Source organism: Yersinia proxima (genome assembly GCF_902170785.1).
GTDB classification, from domain to species: domain Bacteria; phylum Pseudomonadota; class Gammaproteobacteria; order Enterobacterales; family Enterobacteriaceae; genus Yersinia; species Yersinia proxima.
On sequence record NZ_CABHYG010000014.1, the window covers coordinates 145,188 to 167,702 of the forward strand.

The window sequence follows — 22,515 nt, forward strand, 5'->3', positions numbered from 1 at the left end:
ACAAGGGAAATTATGAAAAGTCTGAACCAATTAATGCCTCTGTCTTTGCTCATCCTGACGGCCATGAGTCATCAGGCCAGTGCAGAAAAATATGATTTCGCGCTACATGGTTATATTCGCTCTGGCATTTTGGCCAATAGCGATGGTAACCGTGTCGATTCTGTTGGCTTGATGCCTGATGGGAAATGGCGTCTTGGTAACGAAGATGATACGAAAATTGAATTAGTTCCGCGGGTTACGCTGACATCAGACTCTGGTGCCGTGGCCAAAATTCAGGCCAATATCACCCATCAAAGTAAATGTACCTCTGACTGGAACTGTCTGGATGAAGACGGCAAGGCGGTACAATTCCGTGAAGGTTATGTCGAAATGACTAACCTCGACTTTGCTCCTGAAGTGGCTTTTTGGGGCGGAAAACGCTACAGCAGCTCCAATACCTCAAGTCATCAGTTTGACTGGGAATATATTCAATACAACGGGACAGGGGGCGGGTTCGATAACCTGGACTTAGGCTTCGCACGTTTTGATGCCGGTATCTACGCTTTTACCCCAACCGATGAAAGCAAAGCATTCCCGGTGGATAAAAGTGATCAGGGTTACCCCGATGATTATTCCCTGAACCTATGGCTGAAGAAGATTGGCGGGTCACCCATTGACCTGGAAGTGGTCGGTCATCACATGAATAACAGCGAAAAACATGTTGATGCGGCGGAAAAAGGTTATGGCTTCACTGGCATTTATAATTTCGACGGATTTTATGGCATCGCTGGCGGCTATTCAAAATTCGTTGTGCAGTATGGCCGAGGGCTGGCCGCGGGGGATTCTTTGGGTAAGAACGGCTGGGGTTGGGCCAACCTGGAGGATACTCAATCCTGGCGAGTGGTGCTGGATGGGGTGGCCTCACTGGGTGAATGGGATATCGCCACCTTTGCCTACTACCAAAAAGATAAGAACTACCGTTGGTGGAGCAGTGATGAGAAAGGTTGGGGGCGGACAAGCTGGGTTGCCGGAGTTCGTCCTTATCAGCAAATTACCAAACATTTCGCAATGCAATATGAAGTGGGTTACGAGTATCTGGATGATGACAACTACAAAGGTGTTGATGGCAAAGGAAAAGGTGGTTTAACCAAAGTCACTATTGCCCCAACACTGACTTTCGATTCCGGCTTCTGGAGCCGCCCACAACTGCGCGTTTTTGCCACTTATGCCAAATGGGATAAGGGCGTATCTGATGCCCTTGATGGCAATTACAACTGGGACACCAATAGCATCAGCGCTGGAGGTTATAGCCGCAGTGGGAAAACCGACACGCTGAACTTTGGTATTCAAGCTGAAGTGTGGTTCTAAGGGGGAAATGATGAAAATTATCCGAAGAAAAACGCTGCTGCTATCCCTGTTGTCAGCATTGGTGAGCGCCGGTGCAATGGCGGCAGAACAGGCTCATTTTGAGCACTTTATTACCCGTCAGGGCGCGCAGTTAATGGAGGGAGACAAGACCTTCCGTTTTGCCGGGATTCATGCGCCTGAATTACATCGCATTGAAGATGATGCTCGTGGCACCTGTAAAGCAGATCCGCGAGGTTGGGGGCAATATTTTAAATGGCCGACTGCTCAAGAGCAGGAAAATTGGATCAAAGCGATGGTGGCAACTGGTGCGAAAGCCCAGCGCGTCTACGTACTATCAGTTCAGCAGGAGAATGATAAAGACTGCGAACGTGAAACTCATATTCTGGCACCTTCCACACCGGATGGCATGCCACGGCTGAATGAAAAAGCGATGACGGTTTATGACAACATGATAGCCGAAGCTGACAAGCAAGGGCTGCGGCTTATCTTGCCGTTTATTGACCATTGGTGGTGGTGGGGCGGTCGTGAACAATTAGCCGCGTTTTATCACGAAAAACCCGAGGCATTTTACGATACCTCCAGCAAAACCTATCAGGCCTATAAAGACATTATTCGTCAGGTTATTACCCGAACCAATACGGTTACTGGTCGCCCCTATTATGATGAAAAAGCCATTATGGCTTGGGAAACCGGTAATGAGCTGGAGGATACCAACGCGGCCTTTTTGCACGAAACGGCCGCGTGGATTAAAAAGTTGGCTCCGCATCAATTAGTGGTCGACGGCACTTATAAGAAAATTAATGATTTCTCAGTTAATGATCCGAATGTCGATATTGTCAGCAATCACTATTACACCAACGCTGGCAACAATCACCCGGATCAGGTGGCGAAAGACTTAACGGCTATCGGCGGCAAAAAAGTTTATCTGGTGGGCGAATTTGGTCTGTTGGACAGCAGTGAACTGAATAGCATTATGCAGTCTATTGTTCACACCGATGTTAATGGTGCCAGGGCCGCAGGTGGCTTTATTTGGGGCTTCCGTGGGCATCGTCAGGATGGAGGATTTTACTGGCACAAAGAGTACACCGGCCACTACAGCTATCACTTACCAGGCTTCCCTGAAGGAAAGGCCAATCAGGAAATGGATGTGGTGAATCTGGTGCGCACCGCTTCTGCACAGATGTCAGGGCTTGATAAAGCCCCGCCATTGCCAGTACCCGATGCACCAAAGTTACGTGATAGCCAATCACCATTCGCAATTAATTGGATGGGGGCCGCCGTTGGTCGTAGTTATGACGTAGAGCGTGCAGACAGTGAAAATGGCCCATGGAAAGTGGTAGGTCATGACATTTCTGACGGCATTCAGGCGTGGGATCCTGCCAAAATGGATTTGTTCCGCGATGATTATTCTGCTCTGAAATTAGGTAAAACCTACTATTACCGCGTGGTAGCCAAGAACGAATCCGGCAAATCTGCGCCGTCCAACGTTATCAGTATTACCCATCACCAGAAAAATCAGGCTCCGGTTATTGAGCTGAATGATAAGGCGACGACCACACAGGATAAGGGAATCGGCCTTGATGCTCGCTGGCAGGACGATAACTTGCCCGGCCATGGTGTGAGTGTGAAATGGACAAGTAGCGGCAAGCATCAGGCTCATTTTTGTCACGATGATCAGGCCTCCACTCGTGTTTGGTTCCCAGCAGCAGGCAATTATTCACTGACCTTTACGGCGGATGATGGGTTACTGAAAAGCAGCAAAGTGGTTGAGGTTGCGGTGAGTAAAGCAACCGGTAAAGCGCCAGCGGATTATTGCAATTTTGCTGGCCCGAAACTCGGTGTTAAAGATGGCAAAGTGAATGTGGTGAAGAGTGATGAAAACCAGCTTGCCACCGGAGACGATGGGTTCCTTGGCCCGTTTGTCAACGAAGGCGATAAAGTCACCTGGCATATAAATGCGCCATGGGACGGTGCTTACAAACTGCATATTTTCTTTAATGGTAAATGGGGCGGTAAGAAAAACTCGATTCAGGTAAACAGTGATAATCCACTACAAATTGAATTCCCGGAAACCGATGAAAAAGGTCAGGAAATGGTGGTGCCGGTGCAACTAAAACAGGGGGAGAACACCCTTGGTTTTGGTAAGTTTTCCGGTGACTGGGGCTATATGTTCATTAAGTCCATGCAGGTGACAGCAGAGTAGTTTTTTCGCTGCGCCTTCACTGGCGCAGCCTTTTTCAGGTGCCAGGCACCGGAATCCTTAGGAGGTTGTATGACAACATATCAGTTCCCCGCTGGTTTTTTCTGGGGGGCAGCGGCGTCTGGCCCACAGACTGAAGGCACTGACAATAAACCGCACCGATCCATTTGGGACAGTTGGTTTGCCAGTCATCCAGAGCGTTTCTTTCAACAAATCGGCCCGACCAAAGTATGCGAAACACTGCACAAATATAAAGAAGACGTCGCGCTGATGAAAAGCATTGGCTTTAACTCATTTCGCACGTCAATTCAGTGGTCGCGTTTGATTGAGGATTTTGAAACGGGCAAACCGAACGATGACGCGGTGCGCTTTTACCATGACTATTTTGACGAGATGATCCGTAATGGCATTGAACCAATAATTAATCTTTATCATTTTGATATGCCAGAAGAATTACAGAATCGTCATGGTGGGTTTGAATCTCGCCATGTGGCTGAGCTGTTCGCCCGTTTTGCCAAAACAGCTTTTGAGCTGTTTGGTCATAAAATCAAATACTGGACCACTTTCAATGAGCCGATCGTCCCGGTGGAAGGCGGATATCTGTATGACTTCCATTACCCGTGTAAAAAAGATGGCAAACTGGCCGCTCAGGTAGCATTCAATATCATGTTGGCACACGCCAAAGCGGTAAAATGTTATCGCGAACAGCAGCTTACCGGAGAAATTGGTGTGGTGCTCAACCTTACACCTTCCTATACCCGTAGTGATTCACCGGAAGACCAAAAAGCGGCCTGGTATGCCGATTTACTGTTTAACCGCAGCTTCCTCGACCCTTTAGTGAAACATCAGTTCCCCAAAGAACTGTGTGAAATACTGGCTACCCATGATTGCCTACCCGCAGTCAGCAAAGAAGATGTCTGCTTAATTACCGACTCTCGCATAGATTTTTTGGGGGTAAATTACTATGTTCCTCGTCGGGTAAAAGCGCGCGAAAGTGAATATACCCTTGATTATTTTACTCCGGAATATTACTTCGAAAACTACGTTGACCCTGATGGCCGTTTTAACCCCTACCGTGATAATAACGAAATTCTACCGCAGGCTATTTATGATATTGCGGCCAATATTCGTGACAATTACAGCAATATAAAATGGTATCTGGCTGAAATTGGTATCGCCATGGATTTGGAGTCAGAAGGGCCAGTGCAGGCAGATGGCGTGATTGATGACAGCTTTCGTATTGCCCTAATGGAAGAACATTTGGTGCAGTTGCATCGCGCAATCAATGAGGGAGCGAATTGTTTTGGCGTACATCAGTGGACGTTTATTGATAACTGGTCATGGATTAACTCTTTTAAACGGCGTTACGGCTTCTATCGGCTGGATTTGGCTACGGGCGAACGGCAAATAAAGCGCAATGGATTGTGGTTTAAATCTCTTGCTGAAACTAACCAATTTAGCCGACAGGATTAAGCCATTAAAGGAGTAAAGGTTATGAGCAGCAAGCTATCGCGCTGTTTTTATCAGCTTGATAATAGAGTTAAAAATTATGCCTGGGGAAGCCACACTGCGCTAAACCAATTGTTTAATATCCCTAATCCTGATGGGCAACCGCAGGCCGAATTGTGGATGGGCATCCACCCAGCGGGTGTTTCAACTATAAATGAGCAGGGTCAGATTAAAGCATTATCGGATGTGATCGCTGAGGATAAATGCCGAATTCTGGGGGCATCAACGGCGGAGCGTTTCGATGATCTGCCTTTTTTGCTGAAAATACTGTCCGCTGAAAGTGCCCTGTCTATTCAGGTTCATCCCCAAAAAGCGCAGGCTGAAACCGGATTCTGGCAGCAGCAACGGCAACCACATCGCGCCGCATCACCTGATTATAATGATGCTAACCATAAACCGGAGCTGGTTTATGCCATAACGCCTTTTCAGGCCATGAATGGTTTTCGGGAAGTTGACCAGATAATTGCGCATTTTAAAACACTCGATATACCCGCCATTACTACGGCACTTGATGCCTTGATAACTCAGCCGAATGCTGACGGTTTGAAGCTGTTTTTTGTCACGTTGATGCAGTTAACACCGGGGTTGTACCAACAGGCAGTACGACAATTGGTGAGTCAGGCGCAGGTTTGTTTCTCACCAGAACTGGCAACATTGATTTATAATCTCAATCAATCCTATCCAGATGATATCGGCGTTTTTGCTCCCTTATTATTAAATTGCATTACTTTGGCACCAGGGGAGGCGATGTTTCTACAACCGGGCACACTTCATGCCTACGTAAAAGGTACGGCTATTGAAGTCATGGCCAGCTCTGATAACGTGTTGCGTGCAGGGCTTACCAGCAAAAAAGTCAATCTTTCTGAGTTGGTGTTGTGCACGACGTTTACCTCTATAAAGCACAATGATTTGATCCTGAGACCCAGCCAAACTCAAGAATGCTTTGATTACAGCGTTCCGGTAGATGATTTCCGCTTTTGTATTTTTTCCAATGTGGAGAGCCGAGCTATAACGACTAACAGCGCCGAAATTATTCTTGTCATCAGTGGCGTTGCCACACTCCGTCATACCAGTGGTGAAACATTAATATTAAACGCTGGGCAGTCTGTATTTATTCCGGCATTCATCGAGAAATTTACCCTCACTTGTTCTGGCAAAGTTTGCAGAGTGTATTGCTGATAGGATAGTTATTTCTGGTTTATATTTATCTTAATATAAACCAGTCTTTTATTTGTTTTTTTATAAAAACCAAGTCGGTGCTATTTTTATATTTATCTTGAAATTTACAAGTTTCATTCTGTTTAATATTTTTTATCTTGTATTAAGATGCTTATCTTCGATTAATTAATAGTCATGTTTAACCAGAGGTAATTTGTGGTTATTATTCGCTGCTCATCTCTTCTTAATCCGCTATACTGCAATTAAGATATAAAATGAGACACTGAAATTGGATTAAAATCATTTTATGTTCGATGACTGCATATAAAGATAAATGTGCACTATAAAACTTGTTAACCGAAAGAGGATATATGTCAAATCGCAAACATTTGACACCGGCTGAAGTAGACCGGCTATTAGCTGCAACTCATCACGGCACCCATTCTGTTCGAGATTACTGTTTGATTTGGATGTGTTTTATCCATGGCTGTCGCGTCAGTGAAATCAATAGTTGGCGCCTGTGTGATATCGATCTTGATGAAGGTCATATACATATACATCGCTTGAAAAATGGCTTCTCAACCATTCACCCATTATTTAAAAAAGAGCGTAAAGCATTACACGCCTGGTTAAATATACGTGATAAGTATAAAGGCTCAGATAGTGAGTGGTTATTCTTGTCAGAAAAAGGAAATCGCTTATCCCGACAACGTATTTACTGGCTAATTCGTCATTATAGTGAGTTGGCTGATCTTACTATTACCGCGCACCCTCATATGCTAAGACATGGCTGTGGTTTCGCATTGGCAGACCGGGGAATTGATACTCGTTTGATTCAAGATTATCTTGGTCACCGCAATATTCAGAACACGGTAATATATACCGCAAGTAACGCTGGGAGGTTTAAAGAAGTATGGTAATTAGAGTGTAATGATTTATTTCACTCGGTACACTCTGAACTAAACTGGCACCTACTCTAGAGACTTTCGAAAATCATGTCAATATTGTCAGTGTGGGTTTGAATCTGGAGAGGGTTAATTATTTAAATATCAATATAATATAGTTATTTTACCACCTATTTCTACACAACATTTCTGTGATAAACACCTCTTTTGACTCGTCTGATAAATCCAAGCCTCAATAGCACCCCTAAAATTCTTAGGTTTTAATCCTAATGCAGGCTGATTAATTTATAAAATTAAGCCTAATAATCTAAAAATATATAAATATATAGATGAAAAAACCACTCGATACACTTTAGTTCAAAATGAATCGTTTGGCTGTATATGCAATTTTTATATACAGGTTATTTAGCAGGAAAACCTCCGGCTGAATCCATTGAGTATAAATATGTGACAAATAGCTAAATCAGTATTTGTTAACGCAGGTTCTACAGTACCTTCTGCGTATTTAATTCGTGATGACATTACTGTTCGCCATCCCACTTCGTATTGATTGAGCCTGATACCCAGTTGGATATTGCCAGCCCGCACCAAAAAAAGATTACTGGAGTCGTCATCATGAAATTTATGTCAATCACGTTGGTAGCTGTGTTGCTCTTGCTGGTGGGGGCAGCATTGACGGAGGTCGTAGTAGGAAAAAAAGCTCCTGATACCACTTATGTGGATCCGATGAGCACTGAGCATTTCCCTGTAGCTGGTGTTGGTGGTGGTAGTGTGGTTTGGAAAATTATCATTGATTTTGGTGCCATCGGGCTGCCTCATTCCAGTCCATTTTAACCTGGGATATAAGTAAGGGCTGCAAACCAGCATCAACCTTAGCTGTGATTAGCTAAGCAGATTTCTACAGGCCAGCGCCGAGTTTCGTTTTAGTGACCAGCACCATTATAAAGCTGGGGGAACATACTCAAGCGCAGTACAAATAAGTTTGACCTACCAATAATAGTGGGTATAGGAAATGCCAATTACCAATAATAATGTTCTAAAACTGGCTATTATGGATCCCTATCCGCTTAACCGGCTAGGGCTGAAGCATATTACTCTGGCACTGGAGCCTGGTATTTGTATTGAAGCAGAAGGAAGTTGCTTTAAAGAAATAGCCCAAATATTGCAATCTACTCATATTGATATATTGGTGACGGAACTTTACGGAGAACAAGAAGATTTAGCGCAAGGGGTGACAATGCTACAGGCGTTGTGCCTGATCCCTGACTTACGGATTATTATCTATACACAAAGTAAGAATGGTCAGGTGTTGAATATGCTCAATGGGTTCAAGCAAATTAGTTTGATTTCGCATTTTGAGGCACTTGAGCCGACATTGGCAGATCTGGCGCGAGCTCTGGCAAATGAAAAGATATGTAGTTCCCTAATCCAGGGCTATATTGAGGTGTTTAAGCGTCAAGATGCTGCTTGCCTGCGACAGTTGACTCGGTGTGAGAGAAATATACTGATGCTTTTATTTAATGGTTATAGTTTGGTTCAGATCTCTCATCAGATAAACCGTAGCATTAAAACGGTGAGTTGTCATAAATGTAACGCCATGCGTAAACTTGGTGCTAAAAGTGATGCCGACCTTTATTTAGTTATGAGGGATCTATTCAATAGATAATTGATGTTTTTAGCTCAAAGGATTATTCACCGATCAATAAAAGACCCCGGCGCACTGGATAGCACCGAGGTGAGGGACGGTTTTTAATTGGGATATAATAAATCAACCTGGGAGGTTTGCTATTAAATATGAATATTACGAAAACGCTCAACATTACTGGCGGTATAAATAACGGTATTTTGAATATTCTTGTGGCCCAAATAGTCCTGAATTAAACGGGTATCAATCCCTTTATCTGCGAGAGCATAACCACAGGCATGACGCAGCATATGAGGATGCACCGGCACACCTAACCCAGCTAACTGGCCATAATCACGCATCAAACGGTGTAGCTGTTGGCGTGAAAGCTGGCCACCATGCCGTGACAGAAACAGAAAGTCGCTATCAGCCTCCAGATATTGGGCACGCAGTGCCAGCCAGGCGAGTATGGCTGCTCTTTCACGAGGTTGAATGGGATGTTGCACTGAAAAACCGTTCTTTAAGCGTGAGACATTCAGGCGATTCCCAGCTAAATCCACATCCTGCAACCGCAAGCTACGAAGCTCAGTGACGCGTAAACCATGGATAAAACACATCAACAGCATGCATTTGTCGCGGGCTGTATTTTTATTAGCAGGAATTGCGTCAAGCAGACGTTCGACTTCGTTTCTACTTAAGAATTTGCGATTAGCCATGATAAGAATTGCCTCGGTAATATTTTAGATTTATTGCAAGCGGCAGGTCGCTTGCTGAATGACGCTATTTAAAACCAAGGCTGTTTTTTGAGCAATCGACAGGATGGAATTGCTGTTTTCTGAAATTCAGAATATCAGCCCTAGGCTATAATTAAGATGGGAAACGCTAGGATAGTCTGCGCTATGCATAAACAATTTGATTATAATTTGATTAAGTTTCTGGTCGCTGTGGTTGATGCACGGAGTATGTCTGGTGCATCGGAAAAATTGGATCTAGCCCCCTCTGGTATTAGTCATGCGATTGGAAAATTGAGAGAATATTACAATGACCCTATCTTTATTAAGGTCAAAAATGGTGTTCAGCCAACATCGCTTGCCCGTCATTTATATGAACTCTATAAACCAATAATCGAAGAGATGGAGACTGCAATAAATGTCAAAAGTGCTCACGCTAATAACAGTATAAAAAAACGAGCCTACCAGGTTCGGGCTAACAGCATTGTTGAGTATTGGCTGTGCTATTTTATCTTGCAGCAGGGAGATATTTTTAATCACTGTACACTCAATTTTGTTCGCCATTATGCTGATCAAGAAGAGCGGATTACAAAATTAAGAAGTCGGGAGATTGACCTGGATATAGGTGCAGCCATCAGTCACGATACCAATATTTATAGCAAGTATTTGTTTGATATTGATTTTTCTATTATTTGCCGTCAATCGCATCCACGAGTAGGGAGCTATATCAGTCGCGATGATTTTATGAAAGAAAAACACATGGCGTGGTCATCACAAAATTACAGTATTGGACAAACCGAATCTTTAGAGGAAATTCTGGCAGAACGTAATCAGAATGTACTGCTTAGCAGTGAGTCATATTTACCACTTATTTGTTTGGTGGAGCACAGTGATTTATTAATGGTGGTGCCCACTTTCTTCTTACCTTTATTACTGCAAAATTTCCCTTTAAAAGAAGTGCAGTGTGATTTTTTCACCAAAAGAAGCAGCCATATTTATGCTTATATGCATAAAGCACAAAAGCACGATGCAAACTTACTACAACTTATCGCCATCATGCAGAAGAAATTCTGAGTCAATAAGATACCTCCCCCCAAACTTGAAAGAGCGATTTACTGCTTACGAGAGAAGCCGCATTTTGCATGTCGAAATGTAAAATCCGTGTGAAATATATGTGACTCCGTGCGCAAAAACAGACCAATTTTATGCTGGTTTCATAGGTAAAATTACGTCGAAAATCCTCCCATTTTGTCTTAATGTGACGTAGGAATGTATCTAACAAATTAATTTTAAACGTTTTTAATAAAATTCATTTTTAGATATATGGTGACCTATTGCTGTTTTTCTGGTGCTTGATTGTACTTGTCTATACGAGTATATGTTAATAAATACTCAAACTAAGTAATGTCGTCGATACCTGAAAAACTGGTTGAAGGAAATTGCCGTGACTACCAAAAACAGATTCCGTGATACTGAAATTCGTGCTTCGCGTGGCACAAAACTGACCGCTAAAAGTTGGATGACCGAAGCCCCTCTGCGCATGTTGATGAATAATCTCGACCCCGAAGTGGCTGAGAATCCCAAAGAATTAGTAGTTTACGGTGGTATTGGCCGAGCGGCTCGTAACTGGGAATGCTACGACAAGATTGTTGAAAGTCTTACTCAACTGAACGATGACGAGACCTTGCTGGTTCAATCCGGCAAACCAGTGGGTGTCTTCAAAACTCACAGTAATGCGCCTCGGGTATTGATTGCTAACTCAAATCTGGTTCCGCATTGGGCTAATTGGGAACATTTTAATGAGTTGGACGCCAGAGGACTGGCGATGTACGGCCAGATGACCGCGGGCAGTTGGATCTACATTGGTAGTCAGGGCATTGTACAGGGCACTTATGAAACCTTCGTCGAAGCAGGCCGTCAGCACTTTGGCGGGAGCTTGAAAGGGCGTTGGGTGTTAACTGCTGGGCTCGGTGGCATGGGTGGCGCGCAGCCGCTGGCGGCAACGTTGGCTGGGGCTTGCTCTTTGAATATTGAGTGCCAGCAAAGCCGTATCGATTTTCGTCTTAAAACCCGCTATGTCGATGAGCAAGCGACTGATTTGGATGATGCGCTGGCCCGTATTAAAAAATACACTTCTTCTGGAGAAGCGGTTTCAATCGCATTATGCGGTAATGCAGCTGAGATCTTACCTGAGTTGGTACGCCGTGGGGTTCGCCCGGATATGGTGACCGACCAAACCAGTGCCCATGATCCGCTGAATGGCTATTTGCCAAAAGGCTGGAGCTGGGAAGAATATCGCCGCCGCGCCCAAAGTGAGCCGGTACTGGTGGTGAATGCAGCCAAAACTTCAATGGCAGAACATGTTGAAGCTATGCTGGCTTTCCACAATATGGGTATCCCGACCTTTGATTACGGCAACAATATTCGTCAGATGGCACAAGATATGGGTGTCACCCATGCGTTTGATTTCCCAGGATTTGTCCCGGCTTATATTCGCCCATTATTCTGCCGAGGTATTGGCCCATTCCGCTGGGCGGCGCTTTCCGGTGATGCCGAAGATATTTATAAGACGGATGCGAAGGTTAAAGAACTTATCCCGGATGATGAGCATTTACATCACTGGCTGGATATGGCCCGTGAACGTATCAGCTTCCAGGGACTGCCTGCTCGTATCTGCTGGGTTGGTTTGGGCCAGCGCGCTAAATTAGGCTTAGCTTTTAATGAGATGGTACGAATAGGTGAGCTGTCAGCGCCGATTGTGATTGGCCGCGATCATCTTGATTCTGGCTCCGTCGCCAGCCCTAACCGAGAAACTGAAGCGATGCAGGATGGTTCTGATGCTGTCTCTGACTGGCCGCTACTCAATGCATTGCTGAATACCGCCAGTGGCGCGACTTGGGTATCACTGCATCATGGTGGTGGTGTTGGAATGGGCTTCTCGCAACATTCAGGCATGGTAGTGGTATGTGATGGCAGCGACGATGCGGCCGAACGAATCGCCCGAGTATTACATAATGATCCAGCTACTGGCGTAATGCGCCATGCCGATGCCGGTTATGACATCGCGATTAATTGTGCACAAGAGCAGGGGCTTAACCTGCCAATGATTGCCGCAACTCAAGGGAAAAAAGCATGAAAACAACAATGACACTGCGCCCCGGCCAGATGACGCTGGCTGATTTGCGACATATTTATCAACACCCGGTAAAAATAACTTTGGATGAAAGTGCTTATGCACCTATTCAGCAAAGTGTGGATTGCGTACAGAAAATATTGGCAGAGAAGCGTACTGCGTACGGCATCAACACGGGGTTTGGTCTGTTGGCCTCCACGCGTATTGCGACAGAAGATTTGGAAAACCTACAGCGCTCGATTGTCCTTTCCCATGCAGCAGGTGTTGGGGAACCCAATGATGACGCGATTGTGCGCTTGATTATGGTATTGAAAATCAATAGCCTGGCGCGTGGTTTTTCGGGTATCAGGCTTGAGGTTATTCAGGCGTTGATAACATTAGTTAACGCACAAGTTTATCCGCATATTCCCCTAAAAGGCTCTGTGGGTGCTTCTGGTGATCTGGCTCCGTTGGCACACATGAGTTTGCTGCTGCTCGGTGAAGGTAAAGCCCGCTATCAAGGGGAATGGTTGGATGCTCGCGCAGCGCTGGCTAAAGCCGGTTTGCAACCGCTGACATTGGCGGCAAAAGAAGGGTTGGCACTCCTTAATGGTACTCAGGTTTCCACGGCTTATGCTTTGCGCGGTTTGTTTGAAGCGGAAGACCTTTATGCCGCAGCCTCTGTCTTTGGCAGCCTGACGGTTGAAGCGGCATTAGGTTCTCGTAGCCCGTTTGATGCTCGTATTCATGCGGTTAGGGGCCAGCGTGGGCAAATTGATGCCGCCAGCACTTATCGTCATTTGCTTGGCGAACGTAGCGAAGTATCTGAATCCCATCGTAATTGTGACAAAGTTCAAGACCCGTATTCTCTGCGTTGTCAGCCACAGGTCATGGGGGCTTGTCTGACCCAAATGCGCCAGGCTGCTGAAGTTCTGGCGATTGAATCTAATGCGGTGTCAGATAACCCATTGGTATTTGCTGACCAGGGAGATGTATTGTCTGGCGGTAACTTCCATGCCGAACCAGTTGCAATGGCGGCAGATAATCTGGCGCTGGCGCTGGCAGAAATCGGCTCGTTAGCAGAACGCCGTATTTCGCTGTTAATGGATAAACATATGTCGCAACTACCACCATTTCTGGTGGAGAACGGCGGCGTAAACTCAGGTTTTATGATTGCGCAGGTTACGGCGGCGGCACTAACCAGTGAGAATAAAGGGCTGGCATTCCCCTCCAGTGTCGACAGCATCCCAACTTCAGCGAATCAGGAAGACCATGTTTCTATGGCACCCCGTGCAGGTAAGCGCTTATGGGAGATGGTTGAAAACGTGCGCGGCATTCTGGCTGTTGAGTGGTTGGCAGCATGTCAGGGGCTGGATTTACGCAAAGGCCTGAAAACATCAGCTGCTCTGGAACCAGCACGCCAGCTACTGCGTAAGCATGTGGCCTACTACGAAAAAGATCGTTTCTTTGCCCCCGATATTGAAGCTGCCAGCCAGCTCATTGCTCTGCGTCATATGAATGAACTGATGCCTGCGCATCTACTACCAAGTCTTTAATAACGAATAATAAGCATTTAAAAACATTAACCTATAGGTGATCCCGGCTACCGGGCTCACCCTCTCTGAACCCCTGCCTGTAAGGGCACAAATCTTGCGAGAATGTACCATGAAGAATGATTCATCCACGCTCAAACGCGGCCTTAGCGCCCGGCATATCCGGTTCATGGCGTTAGGTTCTGCCATTGGTACCGGCTTGTTTTATGGTTCTGCCGAGGCAATCCGTCTGGCCGGGCCAGCGGTATTACTCGCTTATCTGGTTGGTGGTGCTGCCGTATTCATGGTGATGCGCGCACTTGGCGAAATGGCGGTGCATGATCCAGTTGCGGGTTCATTCGGCCACTACGCCAGCCGTTACCTTGGCCCACTGGCGGGCTTTCTCACCGGTTGGACCTATACCTTTGAGATGATCATTGTGGCGCTGGCCGATGTCACGGCGTTCGGTATTTATATGGGACTATGGTTCCCGGATGCGCCGCAGTGGGTGTGGGTGCTGAGTATTATTTTCTTTATTGGTGCGTTAAATCTGTGTTCGGTCAAAGTGTTTGGTGAAATGGAGTTTTGGCTATCACTGCTAAAAGTAACTGCGATTATTGCAATGATTGCGGCAGGGCTAGGCATTATGATGTTTGGCTTCGGTGCCGGTCATGAGAGTACTGGGGTGAGTAATTTATGGTCTCATCAAGGGTTTATGCCAAACGGTATTACAGGTGTGATTGCTTCATTTGCTGTGGTGATGTTTGCTTTTGGTGGTATTGAAATCATTGGGGTAACGGCCAGTGAAGCAAAAAACCCGGAAAAGGTATTACCACGCGCCATCAATACTGTTCCAGTTCGTATTCTACTGTTCTATGTACTGACCTTATTTGTTTTGATGGCTATTTATCCGTGGAATAGCATTGGGCAAAATGGCAGTCCTTTTGTGGAAATCTTCAGCAGCTTAGGGATCAGTTCTGCTGCAAATATTCTGAATCTGGTGGTGATCACCGCAGCGATTTCGGCGATCAATAGTGATATTTACGGTGCTGGCCGCATGATGTATGGCCTGGCACAAGAGGGGCTGGCACCTAAGTGCTTTAGCCGTTTGACCCGTAATGGCGTGCCGTGGATGACTATTTTAGTGATGGCAATCGCACTGTTATGTGGCGTGGTGTTGAATTACCTGATTCCGAAAAACGTGTTCCTGGTCATTGCCTCGATTGCAACATTTGCCACCGTCTGGGTGTGGCTAATGATCCTTATCTCACAGGTGGCGATGCGTCGCTCAATGAGCAAAGAAAATGTTGCCCACCTCGCCTTCCCAGTGCCTTTCTGGCCGGTAGCCCCTATTCTGACCATTATCTTTATGGCCTTCATTATTGCGGTATTGGGATATTTCCCTGATACCCGCATTGCCATGTATGTTGGTCTGGCTTGGGTAGGTTTAATGACACTGGCTTGGTGGGTTTGGGTTCGTAAAGCACCTGCACCTGTTATTTCAGAGCAGGTGGAAAGCAGCGAAGCATAGCAACCATAATTCTGAATTTGGCCGTAATTAATAACATCTGCGGCCCGATTTACTTTGAGGCGGGGTAGAGTGGCAAAAGATGAAAGCCAAATTCAGAAGAACAAATGGACAAACGTCGAGGTTGACTATACCTATCATATTTAACCCAATCCATACTACGACAATCAAGGTTTGTGCCGCAGGAAAAACCGAAACATGAGAGATCGTGCGAAGACTCTGCTGTTAGCGCGTGAACCAATCATTATCGCGAGGGTTAGGCAATGCATATGAGAGGAGAGTAATCCATTTTTTGCAAGGGTGAGCAGGATGTTTTCGCGTGCCTACACAGTGGTTTTCATCGAGTACTTGCTGATCGGTGGGGGATTTACCATCAGAATAGGATTATTCATATTATTACTTGTAATATTAGTCAATACTTCAATCATAAGGTTTTAGTTACATCCACGTGTAATCACTAAGTAACTATGTTGCCTCTGATGTCATCAACCTCAGCTTTTTTAATCCTAATTTTACTGGATTTTTAAGAATGCTCCTGTCTATTATCAGTGATTATTTTTTCTGACCTCAATAATACAATAGATATGCAAAGATGAAAATCTAGTAAAAGAATGTGCTTACATTATTTTTGTGAATTATAATGCCACAATTATCGACATCGTACGACTAGTACTGATGTACTCAGGCAACTATAAAAGTGGGTATCTTGTGCAGATTATCATCCCAATGTCAGGTTTTGGAGAGCGGTTTCGGCGGGCAGGCTACAACGTTCCAAAGCCACTGATTGAAATAGATGGAAAACCAATAATCGGCCATGTCATAGACATGTTCCCCGGTGAGCAAGACTTTATCTTTATTTGTAATCAAGATCACTTAGATCATCCTGATTATAATATGAGATCGATACTACAGAAATATTGCCCAACAGGTAAAATAGTTGGCATTCCTGCACATAAACTCGGGCCGATCCATGCAGTTCGCCAAATAGAGCATATGCTTGATGCACAAAAACCTGTTGTAGTAAATTATTGCGATTTTACTTGTTATTGGGATTGGCATCACTTTAAACAATTTGTGGGTGTAACTGGCTGTGTTGGTGCTATTCCTGCGTATAAAGGTTTTCATCCTCATACACTAGGTAGTACTAATTATGCCTATATGAAAGAGCATAATGGTTGGGTTAGCGATATTCAAGAAAAGCAGCCTTATACCGATAATCGTATGGAAGAATATGCCTCTAGTGGTACTTACTATTTTTCTTCGGCTCAGATAATGAGCGAAGCATTTCGCCGCACAGTGGACCTGCAACTGAATATTGGTGGTGAGTATTACGTTAGTTTGGCTTATAAACCTTTGCTAGCTGATAAAAAAGCTGTTGCGGTGTACCCAATTCAGCACTTTATGCAATGGGGCACTCCTGCTGATGTTGCTGAATATAATGGCTGGTCTTCGACTTTCAGGAAATTAATCGCATCTGATCAACCAAGTTTAGAACCTGTAGGTTCACTTGTCATTCCTATGGCGGGGTTAGGGCAACGTTTTGTAAACGAAGGCTATAAAACTACCAAACCATTAATTCCAGTATCTGGGAAACCTATGGTTACCCAAGCTATTAATGATTTACCTCCAGGGCTTGAATATGCGTTTGTGCTTCGCTCAGATATGGATGCATGCGATGAATTGGTAAAGAAACTGGGGCAGCTTTATCCTCAGTCTGTGATTGAAACAATCCCTGGCCTTACCGAAGGGCAGGCATGTACCGCTTTAATTGGTTTGGATGCTCTCGAAAAAGTGAGTAGCACTGATTTGGGGCCAATTACATTCGGAGCTTGCGACAACGGCGCCTTGTATGATGTTAATGCATTTAAGGCTTTAGTGGATAACCCAGACATTGATGTCATCGTATGGGGGGCCAGAGGGCACGCTAATGCGGTACGCCACCCAAACATGTTTGGGTGGATCCATGCTGATGAGCAAGGAAAGATAACGAATATCTCTGTAAAAGAGCCACTTGAATCACCTGAAAGCGATCCTATTGTTACTGGGACATTTACTTTTCGCAGGGCAAAGGATTTTCGCAAAGTTGTATCACATTTGATGGATCGAAATGGTCGGGTTAATGGCGAATTCTATATTGACTCTTGTATTAATGATGCGATTGCCCTCGGTTTGCATTGTCAGTTATTTGAATTAGATCACTATATTTCTTGGGGCACTCCCAATGACCTGCGAACCTTTGAATACTGGCAATCATGCTTCCATAAATGGGATTCTCATCCATACCGGCTTCAATTGGATCCTCGGGTATCACAGGAAGCATTGCCTAGCTTAGAGTTTGGAATGAGGGCGATAGTGCCAGAAATTCCTGAGAATGGAATATGATCAAACGCCAGTTAATGATATTTCTGATCGTTGGCTCTTTGACTGTGGTCATTGATTTTTTTTCTTACCGAGGATTGGTTTTATTAAATTTACTTGGCACAGATATGGCAAAGGGTGCTGGTTTTATCCTCGGTACAATTTTCGCCTATCTTGCCAATCGTATGTGGACATTCGGTAGACAAGAGCACGTATCAGGAAGTCTCTGGCGTTTTTTGGTTCTATATTCTGTTACGCTAGGGATCAATATATGGGTGAATTCAATGACGTTAGTTTTGCTTCACACTTCAGGTCTGGCAGTTAAAATTGCTTTTCTGATTGCAACTGGTGTTTCGGCGTTATTGAATTTCATCGGTATGAAGTGGTTCGTTTTCAAGGGCCTACGAACACCGGAGCAGTCATGAAGTATTCTCTCATCATTCCTTGTTATAACGAGGCAGCTAACCTACCTCTTCTTCTTGAACGTTGCAAAGCTATTACATTTAACCCTGATATCGAAGTGATACTAGTTGACAATGGTTCAACTGATACTAGTCCTGAGATTTTACAACAGTTATTACCTCAATATCCTGGATGTCGAAGTGTCCGTGTTGAGAATAATCAAGGCTATGGTTTTGGAATTCTTGCGGGTTTGAAAGCTGCTAAAGGCGATGTTTTAGGTTGGACTCATGCTGATATGCAAACTGATCCACAAGACTTCCTTCGTGGTTTAGCTTTATTTGAGCAAAATGGCATGGATATATTCGTGAAAGGGCAACGCTATGGACGCCCTTTGAGCGATGTTATATTCACTGTGGGAATGAGTGTCTTTGAAACACTACTTCTGGGGAAAGCTATGTGGGATATAAATGCTCAGCCAACACTTTTTTCTCGGTCTTTTTTTGAAACTTGGCAAGACCCTCCTCATGACTTTTCACTTGATCTTTATGTTTATTATCGAGCGAAAATCTCTACTTTAATTACTCATCGTTTTCCTGTGAAATTTGGTGAAAGAGCAAATGGGGTATCTCACTGGAATGTTAATTGGGCTGCGAAGCGAAAGTTCATCCGCAGAACTATAGAGTTTAGTTTGCAATTAAAGAAGACACTTAAAAAATGAAAATTATATTTCATCGCCGTAATACATCGGAACAACTTAGAGCAACACCTGAAGAATATGGTATCGAAGTTGATATTCGCAGTAAAGGTGAACAATTAATTATTCATCATGATCCTTTTATGTCTGGAGAGCCTTTTGAAGATTGGCTTACTCATTACCGGCATGGAACATTAATCCTTAATGTAAAAGAAGAAGGTCTTGAAGCTCGTTTGATTGCTTTAATGCAGGCTAAAGGAATAGATGATTATTTCTTTTTGGATCAATCATTTCCATTTTTAATTAAGTGGTCAAATGCAGGTGTACATCGCTGTGCCGTACGTGTATCGGAGTTTGAGTCTCTTGAAACAGCGCTAACACTGTCTGGAAAAGTAGATTGGGTCTGGGTTGATTGTTTTACAAGATTCCCTCTAAGTCGGGAAGGCGCATTAACTCTTATAAATGCAGGTTTTAAACTTTGTTTGGTCTCTCCCGAGTTACAGGGGCGTGATGCTGACATTGAAATTCCTGCTCTGATAAAGCAGCTTTCAGATTTGAACATTGTTGCAGATGCTGTCTGTACTAAACGACCTGATTTATGGATGAAAAGGGCCAACAATATATGAGAAAACTTCTTCTTAATCCATTATTTATATTTGGGCTAGTGATCAGACTAGGGTTGATCCTCTTGATTCAACCTCAACCGGTTGTTGAATGGTATGTTCCTTTTCTAAATATTAGCACTACAACTTTTAGTCTAGACCCATGGGCTACGTGGTTGGCACAAGGAGGCAATCCAGTCGCGTTTCCTTATGGTTATGTCATGTGGTTAGTATTCTTACCATTAACATTATTATGTAACTTACTGAGTTTACCTCTAATATATGGATATGGTCTTACCCTGGTTCTTGCCGATTTTTCGCTTCTTCAACTATTGCGTAAAATGATTCCGGGTAGAGATAGATTATTGTTGGCTGTTTATTGGTTATCGCCAATTGTAATTGGTGCTAGCTATTTAATGGGCTTTAATGATCTCATTCCTGTGCTATTTTTATCGTTATCACTATATTTTGTTAAAAATAATAAATTATTGATATGTGGAGTCGCATGTATTGCTGCTATATCAGCAAAATTGAGTATGATATTAGCTCTTCCTTTTTTCTTTATTTATCTTATTCATAATAGAAGGTTGCGCCAATTTCTTCCTGAGTTCATTAAAGGTATATCAATAGGTGTTATTTTTTCTCTAGTGCCTTTCCTGTTTTCAAGTTCAGGGCTAAGTATGATTATAAGTAACCCTGAGCTTTTTAAAATTTATAGACTGGCCTTTGACTTGGGTAGTGGGATATATATATATCTTGTACCACTATCCTATTTTATAATGTTATATATAGCGTGGCGGATAAAGCGTTTAAATTTTGAGTTGTTTCATGCGCTGATGGGGCTTGTTTTTTTATTAGTTGTACTAATGACTCCAGCTTCTCCAGGGTGGTTTATATGGGCAATCCCACTATTGGTTAGTTATCAGGCCATAAGTGATCGTATTTCAATTTTACTGACGTCTTTATTTTCTGTCTTATATGTATTAAGTAGTCTTTTAATTTCCCCTAGTAATATCATATTTGCTAACTCAGACAGTTGGAATATATCTAGTTTTTTACATCTTTTCAGTAATAAATTTTCATCGTTAATTTTCACTATAATGGTGGCCACTGGTATTATTCTTGCTGTTCGTATTTATCGTGAAACAGTTGTCAGAAATGATTATTTCCGTCTAAGCCGAAAACCATTTGTTATTGGTATTGCTGGGGATTCAGGCGCAGGAAAAGATACATTTTCTGATTCAATTATGGGCCTTTTTGGCCGTCACTCAGTGACTACATTATCTGGTGACGATTATCATCTGTGGGATCGGCAAAAGCCGATGTGGCAGGTCATGACGCATTTGAATCCTATGGCTAATGACTTAGAGGGTTTTGCAAATGATTTAGTCGCTTTGAGTGACGGAAAAAACATTCAAGCTCGTCATTATGATCACACTTCTGGGCGAATGAGTAAGCCGTTTACAATCAAAAGTAATGACATTGTTATTGCTAGTGGTTTACATGCGTTATATTTACAAATTTTGCGTAAATGTTACAACTTGAGTGTTTATCTTGATATAGATGAAGGTCTGCGACGTCATTTTAAATTACAAAGAGATGTCCATAAAAGAGGACATACAGTTGAACGTGTATTAGCCTCATTCGAAAAACGTGAGCCAGATTCTGAACGATTTATTAGGCCACAAGCAGCTCATGCTGATTTAGTTTTGTCTTTACAGCCGATTAGAGCCGACATGTTAGAAGATAAAAATCATAATATTCCACTTCGTTTTAAACTTGTGGCACGTTCCAGACATGGCCTTAATGAGCTTTCCTTAACGAGAGTTCTTGTAGGCATTTGTGGATTACATGTTGACATAATTAGCAGTAATGATGCTTCAGAGGTTGAATTAACTATTGAAGGTGAGACCTCTGCTCTGGATATTGAGCTAGCTGCGCAGATGATTTGCCCACAAATTTTCGAGTTTCTTGATATAAAACCTCAATGGCAAGATGGGGTTGTTGGGTTGATGCAATTAATTACTTTATCACACATTAATCAGGCGCTTACAAAGCGATTCATATGGTAAAAATCTTTTCTAAAGAGCGTTTTGACAAGCTCCCAGATGCAATTTTATTTGATACAGATAACACTCTCTATCCTTATGATCCAGCACATAAAGCCGCTCAGGCGGCTGTTCGTGATAAGGTTGTAAGTACTTTTTCAATTAAACCTGAAGAGTTTGATAAAGCCTTCAAGGAGGCTCGAGATCAAGTAAAAACACGGCTTAAACACACAGCTTCTTCACATAGCCGGCTTTTATATTTACAGCGAATGCTGGAGATTATGGGCCTTGGTTCTCAAGTATTACTAGCTCTTGATTTCGAGCAGACTTATTGGCGGACTTTCTTAAGTAATGCCATTTTATTCGATGAAGTCAAAGAGTTATTAGACGATTTACGTTTGCTGGGTATCCCAACAGCGATAGTGACTGACCTTACTGCCCAGATTCAGTTCCGTAAAGTGGTTTATTTTGGTTTGGATCATTATTTTGATTTTATAGTCACAAGTGAAGAGGCTGGTTTTGACAAGCCACACGCAGCTCCTTTTGAAATTGCTTTAGAAAAAATGCGGCCTAAAGGAAATTGTATTTGGATGATTGGTGATAATCCAATTAACGATATTCGTGGAGGACGTGAAAAAATTAATGCTGTGACACTGCAAAAAATTCATCCTGGTACTCCAATGGGTCAAGGGGAAAATGCTCCAGATGCAGCATTTAATGAGTTTGGTCACCTGCGGGTACTGCTTGAGCAACTTGGGAAATAAT

The 22,515-nt window shown here is 43.6% G+C and carries 18 protein-coding genes; 17 read left to right on the forward strand and 1 reads right to left on the reverse strand.

The genetic code is table 11. The annotated features are described in order from the left end of the window. Positions 1–12 precede the first annotated feature (12 nt). From FTB31_RS12425 to FTB31_RS12455, 7 genes are all read left to right on the forward strand, one after another. A complete protein-coding gene (locus FTB31_RS12425) occupies positions 13–1,347 on the forward strand; it encodes a maltoporin (protein WP_227719581.1) in 1,335 nt (444 codons plus the stop codon). A 10-nt stretch (positions 1,348–1,357) separates the two neighbouring features. Then, positions 1,358–3,550 carry a CBM35 domain-containing protein gene (locus tag FTB31_RS12430; protein WP_227729134.1) on the forward strand — a complete coding sequence of 731 codons (2,193 nt, stop codon included), beginning with the start codon at positions 1,358–1,360 and terminating at the stop codon, positions 3,548–3,550. A 69-nt stretch (positions 3,551–3,619) separates the two neighbouring features. Continuing rightward, on the forward strand, positions 3,620–5,020 hold the full coding sequence (locus FTB31_RS12435) for a glycoside hydrolase family 1 protein (RefSeq protein WP_077175033.1): 1,401 nt from the start codon (positions 3,620–3,622) through the stop codon (positions 5,018–5,020). A 21-nt stretch (positions 5,021–5,041) separates the two neighbouring features. Further along, entirely contained in the window at positions 5,042–6,235 is a 1,194-nt protein-coding gene (manA, locus tag FTB31_RS12440) for a mannose-6-phosphate isomerase, class I (protein WP_227719580.1), read from the forward strand. Between the two features lie 350 nt (positions 6,236–6,585). Next, positions 6,586–7,134: a tyrosine-type DNA invertase gene (locus tag FTB31_RS12445; protein ID WP_050076614.1), complete on the forward strand. Its 549-nt coding sequence runs from the start codon at positions 6,586–6,588 to the stop codon at positions 7,132–7,134. Positions 7,135–7,734: 600 nt separating this feature from the next. Continuing rightward, the gene (locus tag FTB31_RS12450; protein ID WP_050076615.1) at positions 7,735–7,953 is read left to right on the forward strand and encodes a hypothetical protein; all 219 of its coding nucleotides are present in this window, start codon (positions 7,735–7,737) and stop codon (positions 7,951–7,953) included. Positions 7,954–8,131: 178 nt separating this feature from the next. Next, positions 8,132–8,785 (forward strand): LuxR C-terminal-related transcriptional regulator, encoded by a 654-nt coding sequence (locus FTB31_RS12455; protein WP_227731427.1) that lies wholly within the window; start codon positions 8,132–8,134, stop codon positions 8,783–8,785. Positions 8,786–8,907: 122 nt separating this feature from the next. On the opposite strand, the gene FTB31_RS12460 is transcribed toward FTB31_RS12455, so the two are convergent. After that, the gene (locus FTB31_RS12460; RefSeq protein ID WP_050076617.1) at positions 8,908–9,459 is read right to left on the reverse strand and encodes a tyrosine-type DNA invertase; all 552 of its coding nucleotides are present in this window, start codon (positions 9,457–9,459) and stop codon (positions 8,908–8,910) included. 183 nt (positions 9,460–9,642) lie between these two features. On the opposite strand from FTB31_RS12460, the gene FTB31_RS12465 reads away from it, so the two are divergent. The 10 genes from FTB31_RS12465 to FTB31_RS12510 all read left to right on the forward strand — a co-directional run bounded on the left by FTB31_RS12465 (position 9,643) and on the right by FTB31_RS12510 (position 22,514). Next, a complete protein-coding gene (locus tag FTB31_RS12465; RefSeq protein WP_175628082.1) occupies positions 9,643–10,548 on the forward strand; it encodes a LysR family transcriptional regulator in 906 nt (301 codons plus the stop codon). 370 nt (positions 10,549–10,918) lie between these two features. Then, complete coding sequence (gene hutU, locus FTB31_RS12470; protein ID WP_227731428.1) at positions 10,919–12,610, forward strand: urocanate hydratase; 1,692 nt, start codon at positions 10,919–10,921, stop codon at positions 12,608–12,610. Continuing rightward, the gene (gene hutH, locus FTB31_RS12475) at positions 12,607–14,142 is read left to right on the forward strand and encodes a histidine ammonia-lyase (RefSeq protein ID WP_227731429.1); all 1,536 of its coding nucleotides are present in this window, start codon (positions 12,607–12,609) and stop codon (positions 14,140–14,142) included. The genes hutU and hutH overlap by 4 nt, the downstream gene beginning before the upstream one ends. Positions 14,143–14,251: 109 nt before the next feature. Continuing rightward, the gene (locus tag FTB31_RS12480) at positions 14,252–15,649 is read left to right on the forward strand and encodes an amino acid permease (protein WP_227731430.1); all 1,398 of its coding nucleotides are present in this window, start codon (positions 14,252–14,254) and stop codon (positions 15,647–15,649) included. Between the two features lie 705 nt (positions 15,650–16,354). After that, complete coding sequence (locus tag FTB31_RS12485; RefSeq protein WP_227719662.1) at positions 16,355–18,028, forward strand: sugar phosphate nucleotidyltransferase; 1,674 nt, start codon at positions 16,355–16,357, stop codon at positions 18,026–18,028. Further along, entirely contained in the window at positions 18,025–18,429 is a 405-nt protein-coding gene (locus tag FTB31_RS12490; protein WP_050076624.1) for a GtrA family protein, read from the forward strand. Before FTB31_RS12485 ends, FTB31_RS12490 begins: the two co-directional genes overlap by 4 nt. Then, complete coding sequence (locus FTB31_RS12495) at positions 18,426–19,124, forward strand: glycosyltransferase family 2 protein (protein ID WP_050076625.1); 699 nt, start codon at positions 18,426–18,428, stop codon at positions 19,122–19,124. Before FTB31_RS12490 ends, FTB31_RS12495 begins: the two co-directional genes overlap by 4 nt. Continuing rightward, positions 19,121–19,726: a phosphatidylinositol-specific phospholipase C/glycerophosphodiester phosphodiesterase family protein gene (locus tag FTB31_RS12500; RefSeq protein WP_050076626.1), complete on the forward strand. Its 606-nt coding sequence runs from the start codon at positions 19,121–19,123 to the stop codon at positions 19,724–19,726. Before FTB31_RS12495 ends, FTB31_RS12500 begins: the two co-directional genes overlap by 4 nt. Then, entirely contained in the window at positions 19,723–21,774 is a 2,052-nt protein-coding gene (locus tag FTB31_RS12505) for a uridine kinase (protein WP_072081747.1), read from the forward strand. The genes FTB31_RS12500 and FTB31_RS12505 overlap by 4 nt, the downstream gene beginning before the upstream one ends. Continuing rightward, positions 21,768–22,514 (forward strand): HAD family hydrolase, encoded by a 747-nt coding sequence (locus tag FTB31_RS12510; protein WP_050076627.1) that lies wholly within the window; start codon positions 21,768–21,770, stop codon positions 22,512–22,514. Before FTB31_RS12505 ends, FTB31_RS12510 begins: the two co-directional genes overlap by 7 nt. Position 22,515: the final 1 nt, after the last annotated feature.

Bases quoted from the DNA above. Each gene is read 5' to 3' on its own strand.
- hutH (WP_227731429.1), top strand. From the start codon at position 12,607: ATGAAAACAACAATGACACTGCGCCCCGGCCAGATGACGCTGGCTGAT.
- FTB31_RS12460 (WP_050076617.1), bottom strand. From the start codon at position 9,459: ATGGCTAATCGCAAATTCTTAAGTAGAAACGAAGTCGAACGTCTGCTT.
- FTB31_RS12425 (WP_227719581.1), top strand. From the start codon at position 13: ATGAAAAGTCTGAACCAATTAATGCCTCTGTCTTTGCTCATCCTGACG.
- FTB31_RS12455 (WP_227731427.1), top strand. From the start codon at position 8,132: ATGCCAATTACCAATAATAATGTTCTAAAACTGGCTATTATGGATCCC.
- manA (WP_227719580.1), top strand. From the start codon at position 5,042: ATGAGCAGCAAGCTATCGCGCTGTTTTTATCAGCTTGATAATAGAGTT.
- FTB31_RS12430 (WP_227729134.1), top strand. From the start codon at position 1,358: ATGAAAATTATCCGAAGAAAAACGCTGCTGCTATCCCTGTTGTCAGCA.
- FTB31_RS12490 (WP_050076624.1), top strand. From the start codon at position 18,025: ATGATCAAACGCCAGTTAATGATATTTCTGATCGTTGGCTCTTTGACT.
- FTB31_RS12480 (WP_227731430.1), top strand. From the start codon at position 14,252: ATGAAGAATGATTCATCCACGCTCAAACGCGGCCTTAGCGCCCGGCAT.
- FTB31_RS12435 (WP_077175033.1), top strand. From the start codon at position 3,620: ATGACAACATATCAGTTCCCCGCTGGTTTTTTCTGGGGGGCAGCGGCG.
- FTB31_RS12500 (WP_050076626.1), top strand. From the start codon at position 19,121: ATGAAAATTATATTTCATCGCCGTAATACATCGGAACAACTTAGAGCA.
- FTB31_RS12445 (WP_050076614.1), top strand. From the start codon at position 6,586: ATGTCAAATCGCAAACATTTGACACCGGCTGAAGTAGACCGGCTATTA.
- FTB31_RS12465 (WP_175628082.1), top strand. From the start codon at position 9,643: ATGCATAAACAATTTGATTATAATTTGATTAAGTTTCTGGTCGCTGTG.
- FTB31_RS12505 (WP_072081747.1), top strand. From the start codon at position 19,723: ATGAGAAAACTTCTTCTTAATCCATTATTTATATTTGGGCTAGTGATC.
- FTB31_RS12450 (WP_050076615.1), top strand. From the start codon at position 7,735: ATGAAATTTATGTCAATCACGTTGGTAGCTGTGTTGCTCTTGCTGGTG.
- FTB31_RS12495 (WP_050076625.1), top strand. From the start codon at position 18,426: ATGAAGTATTCTCTCATCATTCCTTGTTATAACGAGGCAGCTAACCTA.
- FTB31_RS12510 (WP_050076627.1), top strand. From the start codon at position 21,768: ATGGTAAAAATCTTTTCTAAAGAGCGTTTTGACAAGCTCCCAGATGCA.